The sequence below is a fragment of the Klebsiella sp. GG_Kp175 genome (genome assembly GCF_040062325.1).
Lineage (GTDB): Bacteria > Pseudomonadota > Gammaproteobacteria > Enterobacterales > Enterobacteriaceae > Klebsiella > Klebsiella quasipneumoniae.
In genome coordinates, this window is sequence record NZ_JBEAFX010000001.1 from 485,327 (window position 1) to 500,409 (window position 15,083).

General features: G+C 60.5%; 18 protein-coding genes. 2 read left to right on the forward strand and 16 right to left on the reverse strand.

The genetic code is table 11. The annotated features are described in order from the left end of the window. Window positions 1–47 precede the first annotated feature (47 nt). Together ABLU73_RS02460 and argA are read right to left on the reverse strand one after the other, a co-directional pair. Window positions 48–368 carry a hypothetical protein gene (locus ABLU73_RS02460; protein WP_053809986.1) on the reverse strand — a complete coding sequence of 107 codons (321 nt, stop codon included), beginning with the start codon at window positions 366–368 and terminating at the stop codon, window positions 48–50. Window positions 369–597: 229 nt separating this feature from the next. After that, window positions 598–1,929: an amino-acid N-acetyltransferase gene (argA, locus tag ABLU73_RS02465; protein ID WP_004149616.1), complete on the reverse strand. Its 1,332-nt coding sequence runs from the start codon at window positions 1,927–1,929 to the stop codon at window positions 598–600. A gap of 227 nt (window positions 1,930–2,156) precedes the next feature. Between argA and amiC the strand changes: the two genes are divergently transcribed. Together amiC and cobD are read left to right on the forward strand one after the other, a co-directional pair. After that, window positions 2,157–3,410 (forward strand): N-acetylmuramoyl-L-alanine amidase AmiC, encoded by a 1,254-nt coding sequence (gene amiC / locus ABLU73_RS02470; RefSeq protein ID WP_017899228.1) that lies wholly within the window; start codon window positions 2,157–2,159, stop codon window positions 3,408–3,410. A 17-nt stretch (window positions 3,411–3,427) separates the two neighbouring features. Next, complete coding sequence (gene cobD, locus ABLU73_RS02475) at window positions 3,428–4,504, forward strand: threonine-phosphate decarboxylase CobD (RefSeq protein ID WP_043520857.1); 1,077 nt, start codon at window positions 3,428–3,430, stop codon at window positions 4,502–4,504. A 3-nt stretch (window positions 4,505–4,507) separates the two neighbouring features. Here cobD and ABLU73_RS02480 read toward each other — a convergent pair whose 3' ends face one another. From ABLU73_RS02480 to pduJ, 14 genes are all read right to left on the reverse strand, one after another. Next, window positions 4,508–5,374, reverse strand: coding sequence for an L-threonine kinase (locus ABLU73_RS02480; protein ID WP_135683225.1), 867 nt, complete (start codon window positions 5,372–5,374; stop codon window positions 4,508–4,510). A 92-nt stretch (window positions 5,375–5,466) separates the two neighbouring features. Then, window positions 5,467–6,681, reverse strand: a complete 1,215-nt coding sequence (locus ABLU73_RS02485) for an acetate/propionate family kinase (protein WP_004205466.1) — start codon at window positions 6,679–6,681, stop codon at window positions 5,467–5,469. Continuing rightward, on the reverse strand, window positions 6,681–7,121 hold the full coding sequence (gene pduV / locus ABLU73_RS02490; RefSeq protein ID WP_065878777.1) for a propanediol utilization protein PduV: 441 nt from the start codon (window positions 7,119–7,121) through the stop codon (window positions 6,681–6,683). Before pduV ends, ABLU73_RS02485 begins: the two co-directional genes overlap by 1 nt. Before the next feature lie 4 nt (window positions 7,122–7,125). Then, window positions 7,126–7,476 carry a propanediol utilization microcompartment protein PduU gene (gene pduU, locus ABLU73_RS02495; RefSeq protein ID WP_004205469.1) on the reverse strand — a complete coding sequence of 117 codons (351 nt, stop codon included), beginning with the start codon at window positions 7,474–7,476 and terminating at the stop codon, window positions 7,126–7,128. Beyond that, on the reverse strand, window positions 7,476–8,030 hold the full coding sequence (gene pduT / locus ABLU73_RS02500; RefSeq protein WP_049115775.1) for a propanediol utilization microcompartment protein PduT: 555 nt from the start codon (window positions 8,028–8,030) through the stop codon (window positions 7,476–7,478). The genes pduU and pduT overlap by 1 nt, the downstream gene beginning before the upstream one ends. A gap of 2 nt (window positions 8,031–8,032) precedes the next feature. Continuing rightward, complete coding sequence (gene pduS, locus ABLU73_RS02505; protein WP_049093310.1) at window positions 8,033–9,388, reverse strand: cobalamin reductase PduS; 1,356 nt, start codon at window positions 9,386–9,388, stop codon at window positions 8,033–8,035. Then, window positions 9,385–10,497, reverse strand: a complete 1,113-nt coding sequence (gene pduQ / locus ABLU73_RS02510; RefSeq protein WP_049093311.1) for a 1-propanol dehydrogenase PduQ — start codon at window positions 10,495–10,497, stop codon at window positions 9,385–9,387. Before pduQ ends, pduS begins: the two co-directional genes overlap by 4 nt. Before the next feature lie 11 nt (window positions 10,498–10,508). Further along, the gene (pduP, locus tag ABLU73_RS02515; RefSeq protein ID WP_004205473.1) at window positions 10,509–11,903 is read right to left on the reverse strand and encodes a CoA-acylating propionaldehyde dehydrogenase PduP; all 1,395 of its coding nucleotides are present in this window, start codon (window positions 11,901–11,903) and stop codon (window positions 10,509–10,511) included. After that, a complete protein-coding gene (gene pduO, locus ABLU73_RS02520) occupies window positions 11,900–12,910 on the reverse strand; it encodes a two-domain cob(I)yrinic acid a,c-diamide adenosyltransferase PduO (protein WP_048295513.1) in 1,011 nt (336 codons plus the stop codon). Before pduO ends, pduP begins: the two co-directional genes overlap by 4 nt. Before the next feature lie 9 nt (window positions 12,911–12,919). Then, complete coding sequence (gene pduN, locus ABLU73_RS02525) at window positions 12,920–13,195, reverse strand: propanediol utilization microcompartment protein PduN (RefSeq protein WP_000549823.1); 276 nt, start codon at window positions 13,193–13,195, stop codon at window positions 12,920–12,922. 3 nt (window positions 13,196–13,198) lie between these two features. After that, a complete protein-coding gene (gene pduM, locus ABLU73_RS02530) occupies window positions 13,199–13,690 on the reverse strand; it encodes a microcompartment protein PduM (RefSeq protein ID WP_264923721.1) in 492 nt (163 codons plus the stop codon). Further along, window positions 13,687–14,319 carry a phosphate propanoyltransferase gene (locus ABLU73_RS02535; RefSeq protein ID WP_043520836.1) on the reverse strand — a complete coding sequence of 211 codons (633 nt, stop codon included), beginning with the start codon at window positions 14,317–14,319 and terminating at the stop codon, window positions 13,687–13,689. Before ABLU73_RS02535 ends, pduM begins: the two co-directional genes overlap by 4 nt. Next, window positions 14,319–14,801, reverse strand: coding sequence for a BMC domain-containing protein (locus ABLU73_RS02540; RefSeq protein WP_114505796.1), 483 nt, complete (start codon window positions 14,799–14,801; stop codon window positions 14,319–14,321). Before ABLU73_RS02540 ends, ABLU73_RS02535 begins: the two co-directional genes overlap by 1 nt. A gap of 3 nt (window positions 14,802–14,804) precedes the next feature. After that, complete coding sequence (gene pduJ / locus ABLU73_RS02545) at window positions 14,805–15,080, reverse strand: propanediol utilization microcompartment protein PduJ (protein ID WP_001057755.1); 276 nt, start codon at window positions 15,078–15,080, stop codon at window positions 14,805–14,807. Between the last annotated feature and the right edge of the window lie 3 nt (window positions 15,081–15,083).

Below are 15,083 nucleotides of genomic sequence, written 5' to 3' on the forward strand. Positions count from 1 at the left end.
CCGGGCGATGGAAAATGCTGCAGCCGTTGCCCGGGCTGGCGGAAAAATCAGTAACTGAAGAACAGAGGGATAAGCCAGAGCGCCGAGATCGAGTTCATGGCGAAAAAGCGGACTGCTGCGCCGCCGGCCAGCGGTGGGGTGGAACAGCGGGCACAAAAAATCACCAGCGAGGAGATGAGAAGATTCATGCCGGACGTCAGGGCCAGCAGAAATAATATCGCCACGGCGGCGCCAAGCGCGGCATAGCCATTCTGATGATGACGCTGGTTGTCCCAGAGCAACAAAATCAACAGCAACCACGGATAGAGGGCGACCGCGGCGGTAATGAGGTTGATATGTCTGATCAGCCAGTTCGGTTGGGTTTCCATTCGTTAAGCGATCCTTGCAGGGCGGGTGGTGGCCGTGGCGCCAGTCGATATCCTGTCGACAGCCAGTAGCATATCGGTGAGCCAGCGAGAAAGATATGGTCTGCGTGGAAACCAGGAATTTAGCCCGCGTGCCGCACGTCAGATCGGCGCGAAGAGGGGGATACCGGCCTCGGGGATAACGCGATGAGCGTCGCGCTATCCCGGGCCGTTAGAAAGGGGGGAGAAGGAGCTAAGCGAGGTCGGCCATCAGCACCTTCGACCGGCGCTGATAGTTATACATTTGCTTTTTACTCTCCGGCAGCAGGTCGATATCCACCGGCGTGAAGCCGCGCTCCTGGAACCAGTGGATGCTGCGGGTGGTTAACACGAACAGCTTGCTCAGGCCCATCTGTCTGGCCTGGGCGGCAATACGCTCCAGCAGCACCTCTCCCCGCGACGAGCTCCGGTAATCCGGATGCACCGCCACGCAGGCCATTTCGCCGATCTTCTCTTCCGGGAAAGGATAGAGGGCGGCGCAGGCGATGGTGGTGTTATCGCGCTGAATAATGGTGAACTTGTCGATCTCCATCTCCAGCTGTTCGCGGGAGCGGCGCACCAGGATGCCCTGCTGCTCCAGCGGGCTTATCAGCTCAAGAATACCGCCGATATCGTTGATGGTCGCCCGACGGATCTGCTCCGCGCTCTCCATGACGATCTGGGTGCCGATGCCGTCGCGTGAGAACAGCTCCTGCAGCAGCGCGCCATTTTCCTGATAGCTGATCAGGTGGCAGCGCCGCACGCCGCTGCGGCAGGCCTTCACCGCCCCGCGCAGGAAGCGTACGGTGCCAGAGTTATAATCTTCGTCCGCTTCCAGCTCTTCGACGCGGGCCTGCGCTTCATTGGGGAACAGTTCAGAGACAATTTCCCCGGCCTGGTTGTAAACCCCTTGCGACGAACAGAAGCCGATCATTTTCTCCGCCTTCAGCTTGATGGCCAGCTGGGTGGCGATCTCCTCCGAAGTCAGGTTAAAGCTCTCGCCGGTGACCGACACCGCGACCGGCCCCATCAGGACAATGGCGCCGCTGTCGAGCTGGCGATGAATCGCCTCTTCGTCAATGCGGCGAATGCGCCCGCTGTGGCAATAATCGACGCCGTCATCGACGCCCAGCGGCTGGGCGATGATAAAGTTGCCGCTGACGACATTGATATGGGCCCCCTGCAGCGGGGTGTTGTTGAGGCTCATCGACAGGCGGGCGGTGATCTCCAGCTGCAGCATCCCCGCCGCCTGCTTAACCAGCTCCAGCGTTTTGGCGTCAGTCACTCGCGTCTGCTTGTGATAGACCGGCTCGTGGTGGTGCTCGGCGAGATTAGCGTCAATCTGCGGGCGGGCGCCATAGACCACCACCAGGCGAATGCCCAGGCTATGCAGTAGTCCTATGTCATTGACAATATTTGAGAAATTTTCATGCTCAATGGCTTCACCGCCCAGCATGATGACAAACGTTTTTCCCCGATGGGCATTTATATAGGGAACAGAATGGCGGAATCCTTCTACCAGTTCAGTGCGACGTTCCTTCACCATGACAAACCCTCAATGCATGATTATTCGTAATTATTGTATTTTTATTCTGTTTTGCCGTTAAACGCAAGCCCCAATTTGAGGCTAAGCCACGAAAAACATGTGACCCGGCGCAGGGTGTCAATGAATGTTTACCCTTTTATAGATGACAGGTTATATGCCTTTCGTTAAAGTTTCTGGTCAATCTGTTTGTTTTGGGTATAAATGCGTTTTTATTGCTTGGGAGTGGCATGTCGGGAAACAACTCTGGATTAAGCCGTCGCCGTCTGCTGCAGGGCGCGGGCGCCATGTGGTTAATGAGCGTGAGCCCCGTTGGGCTGGCCGCCGCCGCGCGGGTGGTCGCTGTTCGCGTCTGGCCAGCATCGACCTACACGCGCGTCACGGTGGAATCGAATCATGTGCTGAAATACCGGCAGTTTGCCCTCAGTAATCCGGAACGGGTGGTGGTGGATCTGGAAGGGGTTAATCTCAACTCGGTGCTGAAAGGCATGGGGGGGCAGATCCGCGATGACGATCCCTTTATTAAGTCCGCCCGCGTGGGCCAGTTTGATCCGCAAACCGTGCGCATGGTCTTCGAGCTCAAGCAGAACGTTAAGCCGCAGCTGTTTGCCCTCGCGCCGGTAGCTGGCTTTAAAGAGCGTCTGGTGATGGATCTCTACCCCGCCAACGCCACCGATGTTCAGGATCCGCTACTGGCGCTGCTCGAGGATTACAACAAAGGCGATCTGGAGCGACAGGTGCCGCCGGCGCAAAGCGGGCCGCAGCCGGGCAAAGCCGGGCGCGACCGGCCGATTGTCATCATGCTCGATCCCGGCCACGGCGGCGAAGACTCCGGCGCCGTGGGCAAGTATCGCACCCGCGAGAAAGACGTGGTGCTGCAAATTGCCCGCCGCCTGCGGGCGCTAATCGACAAAGAAGGCAATATGAAGGCCTATATGACCCGCAACGAAGACGTGTTTATCCCGTTGAAGGTGCGTGTCGCCAAGGCGCAGAAGCAGCGCGCCGACCTGTTCGTTTCGATTCACGCCGACGCCTTTACCAGCCGCCAGCCCAGCGGCTCCTCGGTGTTTGCGCTCTCCACCAAGGGGGCCACCAGTACCGCGGCAAAATATCTCGCCCAGACGCAGAACGCCTCGGATCTGATCGGTGGGGTCAGCAAGAGCGGCGATCGCTATGTCGACCACACCATGTTCGATATGGTGCAGTCCCTCACCATCGCCGACAGCCTCAAATTTGGTAAGGCAGTGCTGGAGAAAATGGGCAATATCAATAACCTGCACAAGAACCGGGTAGAGCAGGCGGGCTTTGCGGTGCTGAAGGCGCCGGATATCCCCTCCATTCTGGTGGAGACGGCGTTTATCAGTAACGTGGAAGAGGAGCGGAAGCTGAAAACGGCCAAATTCCAGCAGCAGGTAGCCGAGTCGATCCTCGCCGGGATTAAAGCCTACTTCGCCGACGGCGCGACGCTGGCCCGCCGCGGATAACCACACAGGAAAGGGACATGGCCTTACTGAAAAGCGCCCATGGCGGCAATATCCGCGAGGCCGCCGCCCTGCTGGGCATTGCGCCCGGCGAACTGCTGGACTTTAGCGCCAACATCAATCCGCTGGGAATGCCCGCCTCGCTCAGGCAGGCGATCGTCGACAATCCCGGCTGCGCCGAGCGCTACCCTGACGTTGAGTATCAACAGCTGCATCAGGCGCTGGCGGCACACCATCGGCTGCCGGCGGCGCATATCCTCGCCGGCAACGGCGAAACTGAATCGATCTTCACCCTTGTCCACGGCCTTAAGCCGCGGCGGGCGATGATCGTCATTCCCGGATTCGCAGAGTACCGGCGCGCGCTGCAGACTGTGGACTGCGAGGTGGTGGAGTATGCCCTGCAGGAGCGCGATGGCTGGCAGCTGACCGACGGGATCCTCAATGCTCTCACGCCGGCGCTGGACTGCCTGTTTCTCTGCACCCCGAACAACCCCACTGGTCTGCTGCCGGAGCGTGGCCTGCTGGAAGCCATTGCGCAACGCTGTCGGGCGCTGAATATCAGCCTGATCCTCGATGAAGCCTTCCTCGACTTTATTCCCGATCAGCCGGGGTTTATTCCCCTGTTGGCGCAGTATCCGCACGTCTGGGTTCTGCGCTCGCTGACCAAATTTTATGCTATTCCGGGGCTGCGTCTAGGCTACCTGCTCAACGCTGACGCCCGGGCGGTGGCCCGGCTGCGCGAGCGACAAATGCCGTGGTCAATCAATGCCTATGCCGCTCTGGCAGGGGAGATCATTCTTCAGGACCGGGCGTATCAGCGGGCCACCTGGCAGTGGCTGCAGGAGGAGGGAGCGCGTTTCTACGCGCAGCTTCAGGAGATGGCCGGGCTGACCGTGTGGCCCGGGCGCGCGAACTACCTGTTCTTGCGCTGTGACAGACCCGATCTTGACCTGCAATACGCCCTGCTGCGCCAGCACGTGTTGATCCGCAGCTGCGCCAACTACCCGGGGCTGGATAGCCGCTATTTCCGGGTGGCGATCCGCAGCGCCGGCGAAAACGACCAGCTGCTGGCGGCGCTGCGCCGGGCGCTGGCCTGAGCCCTACTGCAGGGTGACGCCCCCCGGCACCATCGCCAGCAGATGCTGTTGCGGCCAGTGGGCGGCGATGCCGCGCTCTGCCAGCCGCCATTGCAAAAAATCCACGTCATGACGACGGCGGTCCAGCAGCAGGCCGACGACGCTGCCGCTGTGCGCCACGTTGAGGCCATACAATCCTGCGCTTTCCACCAGCTCCAGCAGCGCGTCAAACCCCGGCTTGGGCAACAGCCGCTGGCTGGCGATGGCGCTAATAGTGGCCGCTTCGCCCAGCAGCTGCGGGCTGCCATGCTGGCAGGCCTGCTGCACTTTCTCCCACGCCAGCTGCAGCCGGGAGGCGTTAGCCAGCAGACCCGCCTCGCGCGGCAGCTGATGGTAGTCGGTGGTACGCAGCGTCAGCGGGCTCTCCAGCACTAACAGGTCGAGCGCCGGTGGCGCAGGGCAGGCGATTTGGGTAGCGGCGGTATTATGATCGAACAGCGTCAGTTGGTGGAACAGGGTGCTGTCGGTGGGCTCCAGCGCGACGCACAGACGCGCCAGCGTCGGCTCATCCAGCGCGTGGCCCAGATGCTGGGCGGTGGCCACCGCGGTGGCGGCGATATCGGCGGTGCTGCTGGCCATCCCTTTGGCTACCGGGATCGTCGAGTGCAGGGTGATGCGGATCTGCTGACTCAGCGCCGCCGGGTAGCCCCAGTGGGCCAGCAGCTGGTCGACCATCGCCCGCGACAGCGGCCGCTCATCGTTGCGCGGTTTGCCGGTCTCGACCTCGACGGTGCTGTACCAGTCCACCGGGCAGGAGATCAGCTTCTCGCTGCCGAGGATCCAGCCCTGGATAAGTTCTCCGCACGAGGCGGGACATTGTGCAACGGCCACGTTTTCACCTTTCCGCTTACCTTCGCCAGGGCGCATAGTGGCACGGCGACCCGCCGGTTACCATGATTCTCCGCAAAGGGGAGAGGCGTCGTTTAGGCTGGTACCGCCAGCTCGCGCGCCTGCGGCAGCGCCAGGCGCATCACATCGCGGGCGATCATCAGCTCTTCATTGGTATTGATCACCGCCACTTTGACCATCGCATTTTCGGCCTGAATAAAGGTGGCGTTGTGCTGGTTTTTCTCTTCATCGACCGAGAGCCCGAGGAAATTCAGGTTATGGCAGATGGCGCTCCTGGCTCGGGCGGAGTTTTCGCCGATGCCGCCGGTAAAGATCAGCGCGTCCAGGCCGCCCATCTGCATAATATAGCTGCCGATAGTGGCGCGAATGCGCTCAGCAAACAGCGAGAGCGCCAGGGCTGCCTGACGATTACCGCTGTCCGCCGCCTGCTCGACATCGCGATAATCGTGCGAGACGCCGGAAACGCCCAACAGTCCGGACTCGTTATTCAGCAGCTGATTCAGCTGCTCCGGCGTTTTACCCTCATGCAGCGCCAGCCACGGTAGAATCGACGGATCGATATCGCCGCTGCGGGTGCCCATCATTACCCCGGACTGCGGCGTAAAGCCCATTGAAGTGTTAACCGAACGCCCGCCTTTGATTGCGCAAACGCTGCTGCCGTTGCCGAGATGACAGCACACTACGCGCAGAGCGCTCAATGGTACGCCCAGCTTTTCCGCCAGCGTCGCGCTGACGTACTTATGGCTGGTGCCGTGGAAGCCGTAACGGCGAATGCCCAGCTCGCTGTAGTAGCGCCACGGCAGCGGATAGATAAAGGCGCGCTCATCCAGCGTCTGGTGAAAAGCGGTATCAAACACCGCCACCGACGGCGCGTCGGGCAGCAGCTGGCGGAACACTTTGATGCCTAAGGCATTTACCGGGTTATGCAGCGGGGCCAGCTCTGCCAGGCGCTCGATTTCCGCTAAGGTTTCATCGGTGACCGGCGTCGAATCCTTAAAGCGCTCCCCGCCGTGCGCCACGCGGTGGCCGACGCCATCGATATCCTGCAAGCTCTGGATAATCCGATGGTTGAGGAGCTTTTCAAGCAGCAGGGTGACGGCTTCACGGTGATCGGCGATCGGCGCCGTCTCCTGCCATTTCTGCTCCGGCGTTTTGAGAGTCACCTGGGCGTTTGCCATGCCGATACGTTCGATTAATCCCTGGCAGAGCATGTCGCCCTGCGGCATCTCCAGCAGCTGGAATTTTAACGATGAACTGCCGGCGTTAATGGCCATGATTTTGTAAGACATCATAAAGGTTCCTTCGAATTCAGAAAATCCAGCACGGCATCAAGACCCAGGTTATTCAGCGCGCTGGTAACAAAAATCTGCCGGGCGCCAGCCTGCTTAAGCCACTCTCCGATAAGCGAGATACGCTGCGGGTCAGCGAGGTCAGCTTTGGTGACCAGGCCGATGGTCGGGCGATTCATCGGGACGGTAAACCCCGGAGAAAACGGCGACCACTGGGCATCGGCATTCAGCACCAGCGCGATAACGTCGGCCTCGCAGGCGCTGGTTAACAGGGCGCTATAAAGGCAGCGGTTCTCCAGATATTCGCCCGGCGTGTCGATGGCCATTGGCGACCACTCAATAGCCTGGGTTTTCTTGTAATGGAGCGCTTCACCTCGCAGACCCTGGGTGAGCGAGGTTTTCCCACACTGGCTGGGACCGATAAGCATCAGACGTTTCATCGCGTTACGTCCGGGTGATAGTGCAGGTTGTAAACTGCATCATTTCACCCAGCGTGCGCGTCACCTGCTTGAGGGCATACTCGACGGCGGAAACGTCGCCGGTCAGCACCACGGCGCCGGTAAAGCGGTCAAGAAAACCAATTTCTACTGCGCCGGATTTAGTGGCGATATCGCAGGCGATAATCGACGCCTCGCTGGGCGTAATGGTGAGGATGCCAATGGCGGATACCGCATCCTGCAGACCCAGCTTCTTAAAGAGATCTTTCCCCGGATTGGCAATCAGGTGCGCGAGGGTAACCTGTTTCCCGGGAACGTATTCCTGAATCATGCGATCCGTTGTTGGCTGTCTTTCCATCATCCCTCCACCATCTGTCGCCACATGGCTTCATGCGGGCGCGGGATCACCGAGCGGTAAACCAGCAGCCCTTTTTCGCCCGCGCTTTCGCTGGCAACCGTCACGGCGTTGTTGACGTCAGAAACGTCGCCCGCCACCACCATGTAGCATTTACCCCCGATGCCGAAGGCCATATGCACCCGCACCAGGGTGACGTTTGAGCCTTTTACCGCCCGGTCAGCGGCGCTGATGCAGGCCGCCACGCTCCAGGTTTCGACGATACCTATCGCCTGACGCTTATCGACGTTATTCAGGCCGCTGATGGCCGGAAGTACGCTGGGATGAATATTCGCCAGCACCAGGCTGTCGACGAGCATCTCACCGGCCTGCGACGTACCGGTTTCAATGGCCTGTTGGACAGCGCCGATATCGCCGCCAAGCATCAGTAAAAACTTCCCCGGACAGATGGTCTTGCTGACCAGCAGATTAACGTTGGCGCTTTTCAGCATCGCATCGCCGAGTTCCATCCCTTTGGCAATGCTGGTGAGTTCTAAAATTCCTATAGCCTGAGACATGGTTAACCTCTTACAACCGTGATGGCCTGTTCGCTGATGGCCGCAATAACGCCGTCAATACTGGCGTGAATCGGCGCGCCTAATGCGCCTGCCGGAACATCGGCAATGCATTGCCCGCGCGTAACGCGCTCCCCAACCGCAACGTTGGGCACCGCACCGGCGCCGATATGCTGGCGCAACTGCAATGTCACTTCTTCTACTGACGGTTCCTCTTCAACCAGCGGTGCTTCCTGGTACCAGGGGCTTAATCCCAGTTTGGCGATCAGTCGCTTCACCGGCACCAGGCGATATTTTGCCATTTCGTCAGCGGGATAGAGCGGCCCTTCGTAGCGCTGGTTTTGCGCGCGCAGCTCGCGTTTTAGCATGCGGTTGATGCGCATCGGCGAGATCCCGACCGGACAGGCCACGCTTTCGCAGACGTTGCATTCCGAGCAGGTAAGGGCGCTAAGCAGCAGCTGCGGCGTGGCGGCCTGATGAAAGTTCACCGCCCGCACCAGCAGGTGCGGAGAGAGTTCGTGGCCGATCAGGTGTCGTGGGCAGAGATCGGTGCATAGCCGGCACTGCTCGCAGACGGTGCGCGCCACGGAAAGCACCGTGCGCTCGTCCTGCATTCTCCGCTGAATAAGCGGATGGCTTTTCGGCAGCACCAGCAGGCCGCCGGTGGTTTTGGTCACCGGGTTATCGAGAGAGGTGATCAGGCCGCCCATCATCGGACCGCCGTTAATAAAACCGGGGTCGTCGACCGTCGCGCCGCCCGCCAGTGCCAACACTTCGCGCAGCGGCATGCCAATAGGGACGGTGATGGTGAGTGGCTTCGCGACCGCGCCGTTTACGGTCAGCGTACGGCGAGTGACCGGAAACTGCTGTTCAACCGCCCGGGCAATATTCAGTACCGTTTGTACGTTATTGACCACCACGCCGACGCTGGCAGGCAGCGCGGCGGGCGCGACCCGGCGACCGGTTGCCAGCCAGATGGTCAGCACTTCATCGCCCGCGGGATAGACATCCGGCAGAATATGCAGACGGATACCGGCAGGCAGCAGCGGGGTAAGGGCGTCGATAGCCCGGCGGTATTTTTCTTTCAGGGCAATGACCCCTTCGCGCGCGCCGGTTGCCGTCATCGCGTACTGCACGCCGCGCACAAGGCGCGCAGCCTGCTGCCACATCAGCTGTTGGTCGACCTTGAGCATCGGTTCGCACTCGGCGGCGTTGACCAGAAAAATCTCTACCTGCGCCTGTAGCTTAACGTGGGCGGGAAACCCCGCGCCGCCCGCGCCGACGACGCCTGCTGCGCGCACGCGCTCGCGGATTTCATCGGCGCTATGGGAGATTTCAACGCTGTTGATGGCGGCGCTCATAGCAGTTCCTCCAGCAGTTCCCTGATTTCTTCAGCGCAGGCTGGACGCGGGTTGGTGCGTAGCGTGACGTCCGCCAGCGCGGCCTGCACCATTGCCGGAATACGCGCGGAAAAGTCGGATCTTCCTTCTTTAAGCGCAACGGCCAGTGAAGGCAGCGCACAGCTCTGCTTGAGTCGTTCGATCTGCTGAATCAGCGCATTGATCGCTGTGACGTCGTTGGCCTCTGCCGGGCAAAAGCCGCAGGCTTTGGCCAGCCGCGCATAGCGTTTGCCAGCGCGGGGAACAGCGGCGTTAAAGCGGATAACCGTGGTTAACAGCAGCGCGTTTGCCAGGCCATGCGGCAGATGAAACTGCCCGCCAAGCTGGTGGGCAATAGCGTGATTAAGCCCCAGTCCCGCCTGGCTGAAGGCCATCCCGGCGAGGGTTGAGGCGTTATGCATTTTCCCGCGCGTCGCCACGCAGTCGCCTTTTTCTACCGCCGTGGGCAGATACTGGAACACCAGTTTGGCGGCTTTTTCCGCCAGCGCGTCGGTAAAGTCGCTGGCGTGCGGCGAAACCCACGCCTCCAGTGCATGGGTCAGCACGTCCATACCGGTGTTGGCCGTAATCTGCGGCGGTACGCTGACCACCAGCTCCGGGTCCAGGATCGCCATATCCGGATACAGCGCATTGTTGAACAGTGGATACTTAATGCCTTTATCCGGGTCGCTAATTACGCAGGCGCTGGTCACTTCCGAGCCGGTGCCGCTGGTGGTTGGTATGGCCACGCAGGTTTCGATGTTGATGCCGCTCTGCTGGCTGAACCAGACGATAGCTTTCGCCGCGTCCATTGCCGAACCGCCGCCGAAGCCGATGACCACCTGCGGACGCAGGGCCTGCATTTGCGCAATCCCCTGCACCACGGTATGGATAGTAGGGTCCGGCGTTATCTCGCTAAAGACGCTGATGCGGTTATCTGCGGGCAACGCGTTACGCAGGGTATCCAGCAGCGGCGAGCGCGCCAGAAAGCCATCGCAGATTATCCAGATGTGCTTATTGGTAAAGCGCTTGAGCACCGCCAGACTGCCATGACCGCTGTACAACCGCGTTTGTAGTGAGAAAGTATTCATCGCGACCTCGGTTAGCGGATGGAAAAGCCGTTGGTCAGCACGCAGCGCCGGGAGCGGGCAAAGGTGCGCGCCGAGGTTGTCCCTTCACCGGTTGGCGTGGCAATGGTAAAGGTGGTAAAACCTTCGCCGCCGACGCCGATCCCGGCATAAGAGGGGCCGTTCTTGACGAAAATCGAGGTTTGCAGGGTGCGGGCCGCAAGGTTCAGGCGCGATACGTTCTGCGAGTGCATAATCGCGGTATGATGCAGACCCTCTTCAACCTTCAGCGCCAGCGCCAGCGCGCTATCGAAATCGCGGACTTTCACTACCGGCAGCATCGGCATCAGCTGTTCGCTGGTGACCCACGGGTCATCGGCGTTGACGATAGCAATCAGCAGACGCGGCGCTTTCGCCGGCACGGCGATCCCGGCCGCTTCCAGCATGGCCGACGGGCTTTTGCCGACCAGTTTTTTGTTCGCCTGGCCTTCAGGCAGGCAGGCGGCGCGGAGCTTGTCGGTATCGGCTGGACTGAGCAGCAGTGCGCCGAAGGTTTGCATTTGCTGCACCAGGCGTTCCGCCACGCTCTCCACCACAATCAGGCTCTTCTCGGCGATGCAGGGCAGGTTGTAATCGAACGAAGCGCCGTTGATGATATCTTCCGCCGCTTTTACCAGATCCGCCGTTTCATCAACGATACAGGGCGGGTTGCCCGCGCCAGCGCCAATGACTTTCTTACCGCTCTTCATGCCCATCGCCACAATGCCCGGGCCGCCGGTAATGGCCAGAACCGCAATGCGCGGATGGGCCATCATCTGCTGGGTCGCTTCAAAGGTTGGTTCCGCTACGGTGACCACCAGATTGCGGATGCCGCAGCAGCGGAAAACAATCTCTTCAATCAGGCTGATGAGCTTGAGAGAGACCTTTTTCGCTCCCGGATGCGGGCTGAAGTAGACGCTGTTGCCCGCCGCCAGCATGCTGATGCTGTTGTTGATGATGGTTTCCGTCGGGTTGGTGCTCGGCGCGACGGAGCCGATAACGCCAAACGGCGAATATTCAAAGAGCACCATGCCGCCGTCGCCGGTCAGCGCGGTGGTGGTGAGGTCTTCTACGCCCGGGGTATTGTCGAGCGCGGCCTTGTTTTTCAGGAATTTATCTTCTTTGTTGCCCATCCCCGTTTCATTGGCGCTCTCTTCCGCCAGCGTCGCCAGCAGCGGCGTCAGCTCCTGACGTATTGCGCTGATAATGGCGCTGCGGGTTTTTAGCGGGCACTGCTGATAACGTAAGAACGCCTGGTGCGCGGCGTCGATAGCCTCGCTGACGGACTGAAAAATCCCTTTGCCCTGAGGCTGGACCGGCGTTTGCGCTGGCGTGGTTAATTGCTCGCTAAGAATGGTGCGAATCAGGGTTTCGAGTTCAGAAGTATTCATTGATGTGTTCCCACGTTAATAGCCGCGATGGCGGTCTGTGCTATGTCCATGTCCTGCTCAACGCTGCCGCCGCTGATGCCAAGACCCCCAATTAATAAGCCGTCGCGCCACAGGGCGTAACCGCCGCCAAAGGTGACCACTTTTCCCTGTAAATGCGTTTCCAGACCGTAAAGCGCCGCGCCCGGCTGAACGACATCGCTCAGCTCATGGGTCGCCGTTTTCATCGCCACCGCGGTCCAGGCCTTTTTCGGCGCCAGTTCGCTGCTGACCAGCAGGGCGTCCGGCATCCGCCAGGTGACGGTTTCCGTACCGTGGGCATCAACGATGCTAATCACCACCGGCACCTGAAGCTGCTGCGCGCGCTCAACCGCGGCGCGGGTGAGCTGGTGCAGATCGTGGAATGAGAGTGCCACGGGCGTCGTCTCCTTGCTGTGGCTCGGCTGGCTGGCGGCCAGATAGCGCCTGCTAACCTCACGAATAATATTGTTCTGGTGCGCATCGCTATCTTCCGCGCGGGCCAGGGCGTACAGGCAATCTGATAAGCGGTTGATGTAGCGCATCAGCACCTGGCGTACGTTGACTTCCGCCGCCAGCTCAACCAGACGGCGTTCGGCGCGGCGGGCCAGCGTGCGGGCAAAATGCAGGCGGCTCGCGGCTTCGCAGCGGCCGGGTAAAATAAAGCTATGCAGCGGTTCGACGCGGGCCATGGCCCGATCGATGGCGGCTTCCAGGGCGGAAATCTCTTCGCTGCTGATGTAGCGCTGTTTGGGCGACGGCTGCTCGCTGTCGCTGGCCAGCTCTGCGCTAAACCAGAATATTTGCTGCTGGATGGCTTCGAGCAGGGCGCGGTGATTTTCATCCGCGGCGGCGCAGGCGCACAGGCTCAGCGCGGCGTTCAGTTCGTCCAGCGTGCCGTAGGCTTCAACCCGCGGGTGCGTTTTGCTCACCCGCTGGCCGGTAAAGAGTGAGGTGGTGCCAGCGTCGCCCGTTCGGGTATAAATCGCCATATTCGCTCCTTAACGTGAAAGCGTATCGACAATGCCGACAACGGCGAGGTCGATGGCCTCGTTTGGCCCGGAAAAAACGTGCCTGGCGCTGGAGCCGCCGCTGAGCAAGACCAGCTCGCCGATCCCCGCGCCGACGGAATCGACGGCGACTTCATCGCCGGAGGTGGGGGAGGCGGGGAGTTCGCCATCGGCGCTGACCCGCCGCACCAGCAGCAGCTTTTTGCCGATCAGGGAAGGCGATTTTTGCGTGGAGACAACCGCGCCCGTGACTCGTGCCAGATGCATGATTTACTCCTGCTTAATGAATTGAATATGCCGCGCCTGTGCCGCTTCGCGCGCCAGCGCGGTCACGATGCATTTGCGGTGGATAACCAGACGCTCCTGGCCCAGCTGCGCGACGTCGCGATAGCTCAGCACTGAACCTGCATGCAGGATCAGCGGCCGTCCGCGCTCGTCGGTGAATATCACCGGCAGGCGCGCCAGTTTTTTGAGCGGGATAACCGGCAGCAGCTGGCTGTGCAGGGTGAGCTGCACGCGGATGCCGAAAGCCAGCGCCTCGTGAATTTTCCGCGCCGCGGCATCGTCGGTTTCCGCATCCGCAAGCTGAGCCAGCAGCGGCAGGTCAACGAGCAGGATGCGCAGCGAGGCGTGCTGACAGAACAGCGCTGGACAGTCGGCATCACGGAGCTGCGCAACGCTCAGCGTCGCCGTGCTATGGGCGCGACGCTGCAGCCTGGAGACGATTTCCTCCACAATGCGCTGCAAAACTGCGCCGTTCATCGCGGGCCTACCAGCCGGGCAAAGGCCTGCGGGTTATCTGCACCGGCGGCGTTGGCTTCATCGGTATCAATGTGCATTTCGAGGCGCATGTCCGGTGACACGCGAACCGCCACGTTGTCGAAAATCAGCCCGCGCTCGTCGCCTTCAATGGCCACGGAGACCCTGTCGCCATGGGAAACCCGCAGGATAAGCGCATCGAGCGGCGACATATGGATATGCCGCTGCGCGACGATAACCCCGGAAGGTAGCTCCAGTTCGCCAAAAGGGCTGACCAGGCGAATGCCCGGCGTCCCCTTCAGATTGCCGGACATTCTCAGCGGCGCCGCAATTCCCAGGGTTCTGGCATCGGTACGCGAGATTTCCACCTGGCTTACCGAGCGCAGCGGGCCGAGCAGGCGCACATTTTTAAGCTGCCCCTTCGGCCCTACCAGGGTGACGGTTTGCTCCGCAGCGTACTGTCCCGGCTGCAGCAGCGCTTTTTTCTCGCTGATGGGATGACCGGGAAACAGGCGTTCATAATCCGACGCCGACAGGTGGATATGACGATTTGAAACCCCCAGCGGAATGGGCCGCAGACGCATCTCGTCGAGGACTTTACTGACCGTTGATTCGAGAAGCTGTTTATCCATTACGCTTCACCTCGCTTGCCGGGATGAATGCAAAGGGTGCGCGGCTCGCCCTTCTGGCGTGGACATTTTGGATCCAGGCACAGGTTGCAGCTCACCACGCCTTGTTGCTGGAGGGGCTCTTCTGCTGGCGCTTCAGAAACGACATTAGCCGTCTCTGACTCTTCAGGCTCAGGTTCCATGACGGAGGGTGGGGGAGCCTCTGCTGGCAGGATCCCATCTCCGGGTCTGGCGATGACTTTATGAGCCACCAGACCGTCTCGCTGTTCGGCAAACTGTACACCGGTGGTGATGGCCGCCTGTACTGAGGCCACATCACCGGTAATTTTAATGGCCATCCAGCCTGAACCATTGGTCTTTTCGAGGGCGACCAGCGTGATAGAAGCGGATTTCGCCATGATATCGGCGCAGCTAATAGCCAGTGCCAGACCACAAACTTCAAGTAATCCCAGTGATTGCTTCACGCGGTGCTCCTTATTCGCCAACAATCAGGCTGATTTCGGTAAAATGGCCTCAACGTCGCTGTGCGGACGCGGGATCACGTGGCAGGATTTCACTTCACCCACCACGCTTGCCGCCGCGCTGCCCGCATCCACCGCCGCTTTGACCGCGCCGACATCGCCGCGAACCATGACGGTCACCAGACCCGAGCCAATTTTTTCGTAGCCGACCAGCTGCACGTTGGCCGATTTCACCATGGCGTCGGCAGCTTCAATGGCGCCTACTAACCCTTTTGTTTCAACCAGTCCCAGTGCGTTATTCATACT

Coding starts and splice junctions, on each gene's coding strand:
- ABLU73_RS02460 (WP_053809986.1), bottom strand. CDS start 368: ATGGAAACCCAACCGAACTGGCTGATCAGACATATCAACCTCATTACC.
- argA (WP_004149616.1), bottom strand. CDS start 1,929: ATGGTGAAGGAACGTCGCACTGAACTGGTAGAAGGATTCCGCCATTCT.
- amiC (WP_017899228.1), top strand. CDS start 2,157: ATGTCGGGAAACAACTCTGGATTAAGCCGTCGCCGTCTGCTGCAGGGC.
- cobD (WP_043520857.1), top strand. CDS start 3,428: ATGGCCTTACTGAAAAGCGCCCATGGCGGCAATATCCGCGAGGCCGCC.
- ABLU73_RS02485 (WP_004205466.1), bottom strand. CDS start 6,681: ATGTCTTACAAAATCATGGCCATTAACGCCGGCAGTTCATCGTTAAAA.
- pduV (WP_065878777.1), bottom strand. CDS start 7,121: ATGAAACGTCTGATGCTTATCGGTCCCAGCCAGTGTGGGAAAACCTCG.
- pduU (WP_004205469.1), bottom strand. CDS start 7,476: ATGGAAAGACAGCCAACAACGGATCGCATGATTCAGGAATACGTTCCC.
- pduT (WP_049115775.1), bottom strand. CDS start 8,030: ATGTCTCAGGCTATAGGAATTTTAGAACTCACCAGCATTGCCAAAGGG.
- pduS (WP_049093310.1), bottom strand. CDS start 9,388: ATGAGCGCCGCCATCAACAGCGTTGAAATCTCCCATAGCGCCGATGAA.
- pduQ (WP_049093311.1), bottom strand. CDS start 10,497: ATGAATACTTTCTCACTACAAACGCGGTTGTACAGCGGTCATGGCAGT.
- pduP (WP_004205473.1), bottom strand. CDS start 11,903: ATGAATACTTCTGAACTCGAAACCCTGATTCGCACCATTCTTAGCGAG.
- pduO (WP_048295513.1), bottom strand. CDS start 12,910: ATGGCGATTTATACCCGAACGGGCGACGCTGGCACCACCTCACTCTTT.
- pduN (WP_000549823.1), bottom strand. CDS start 13,195: ATGCATCTGGCACGAGTCACGGGCGCGGTTGTCTCCACGCAAAAATCG.
- pduM (WP_264923721.1), bottom strand. CDS start 13,690: ATGAACGGCGCAGTTTTGCAGCGCATTGTGGAGGAAATCGTCTCCAGG.
- ABLU73_RS02535 (WP_043520836.1), bottom strand. CDS start 14,319: ATGGATAAACAGCTTCTCGAATCAACGGTCAGTAAAGTCCTCGACGAG.
- pduJ (WP_001057755.1), bottom strand. CDS start 15,080: ATGAATAACGCACTGGGACTGGTTGAAACAAAAGGGTTAGTAGGCGCC.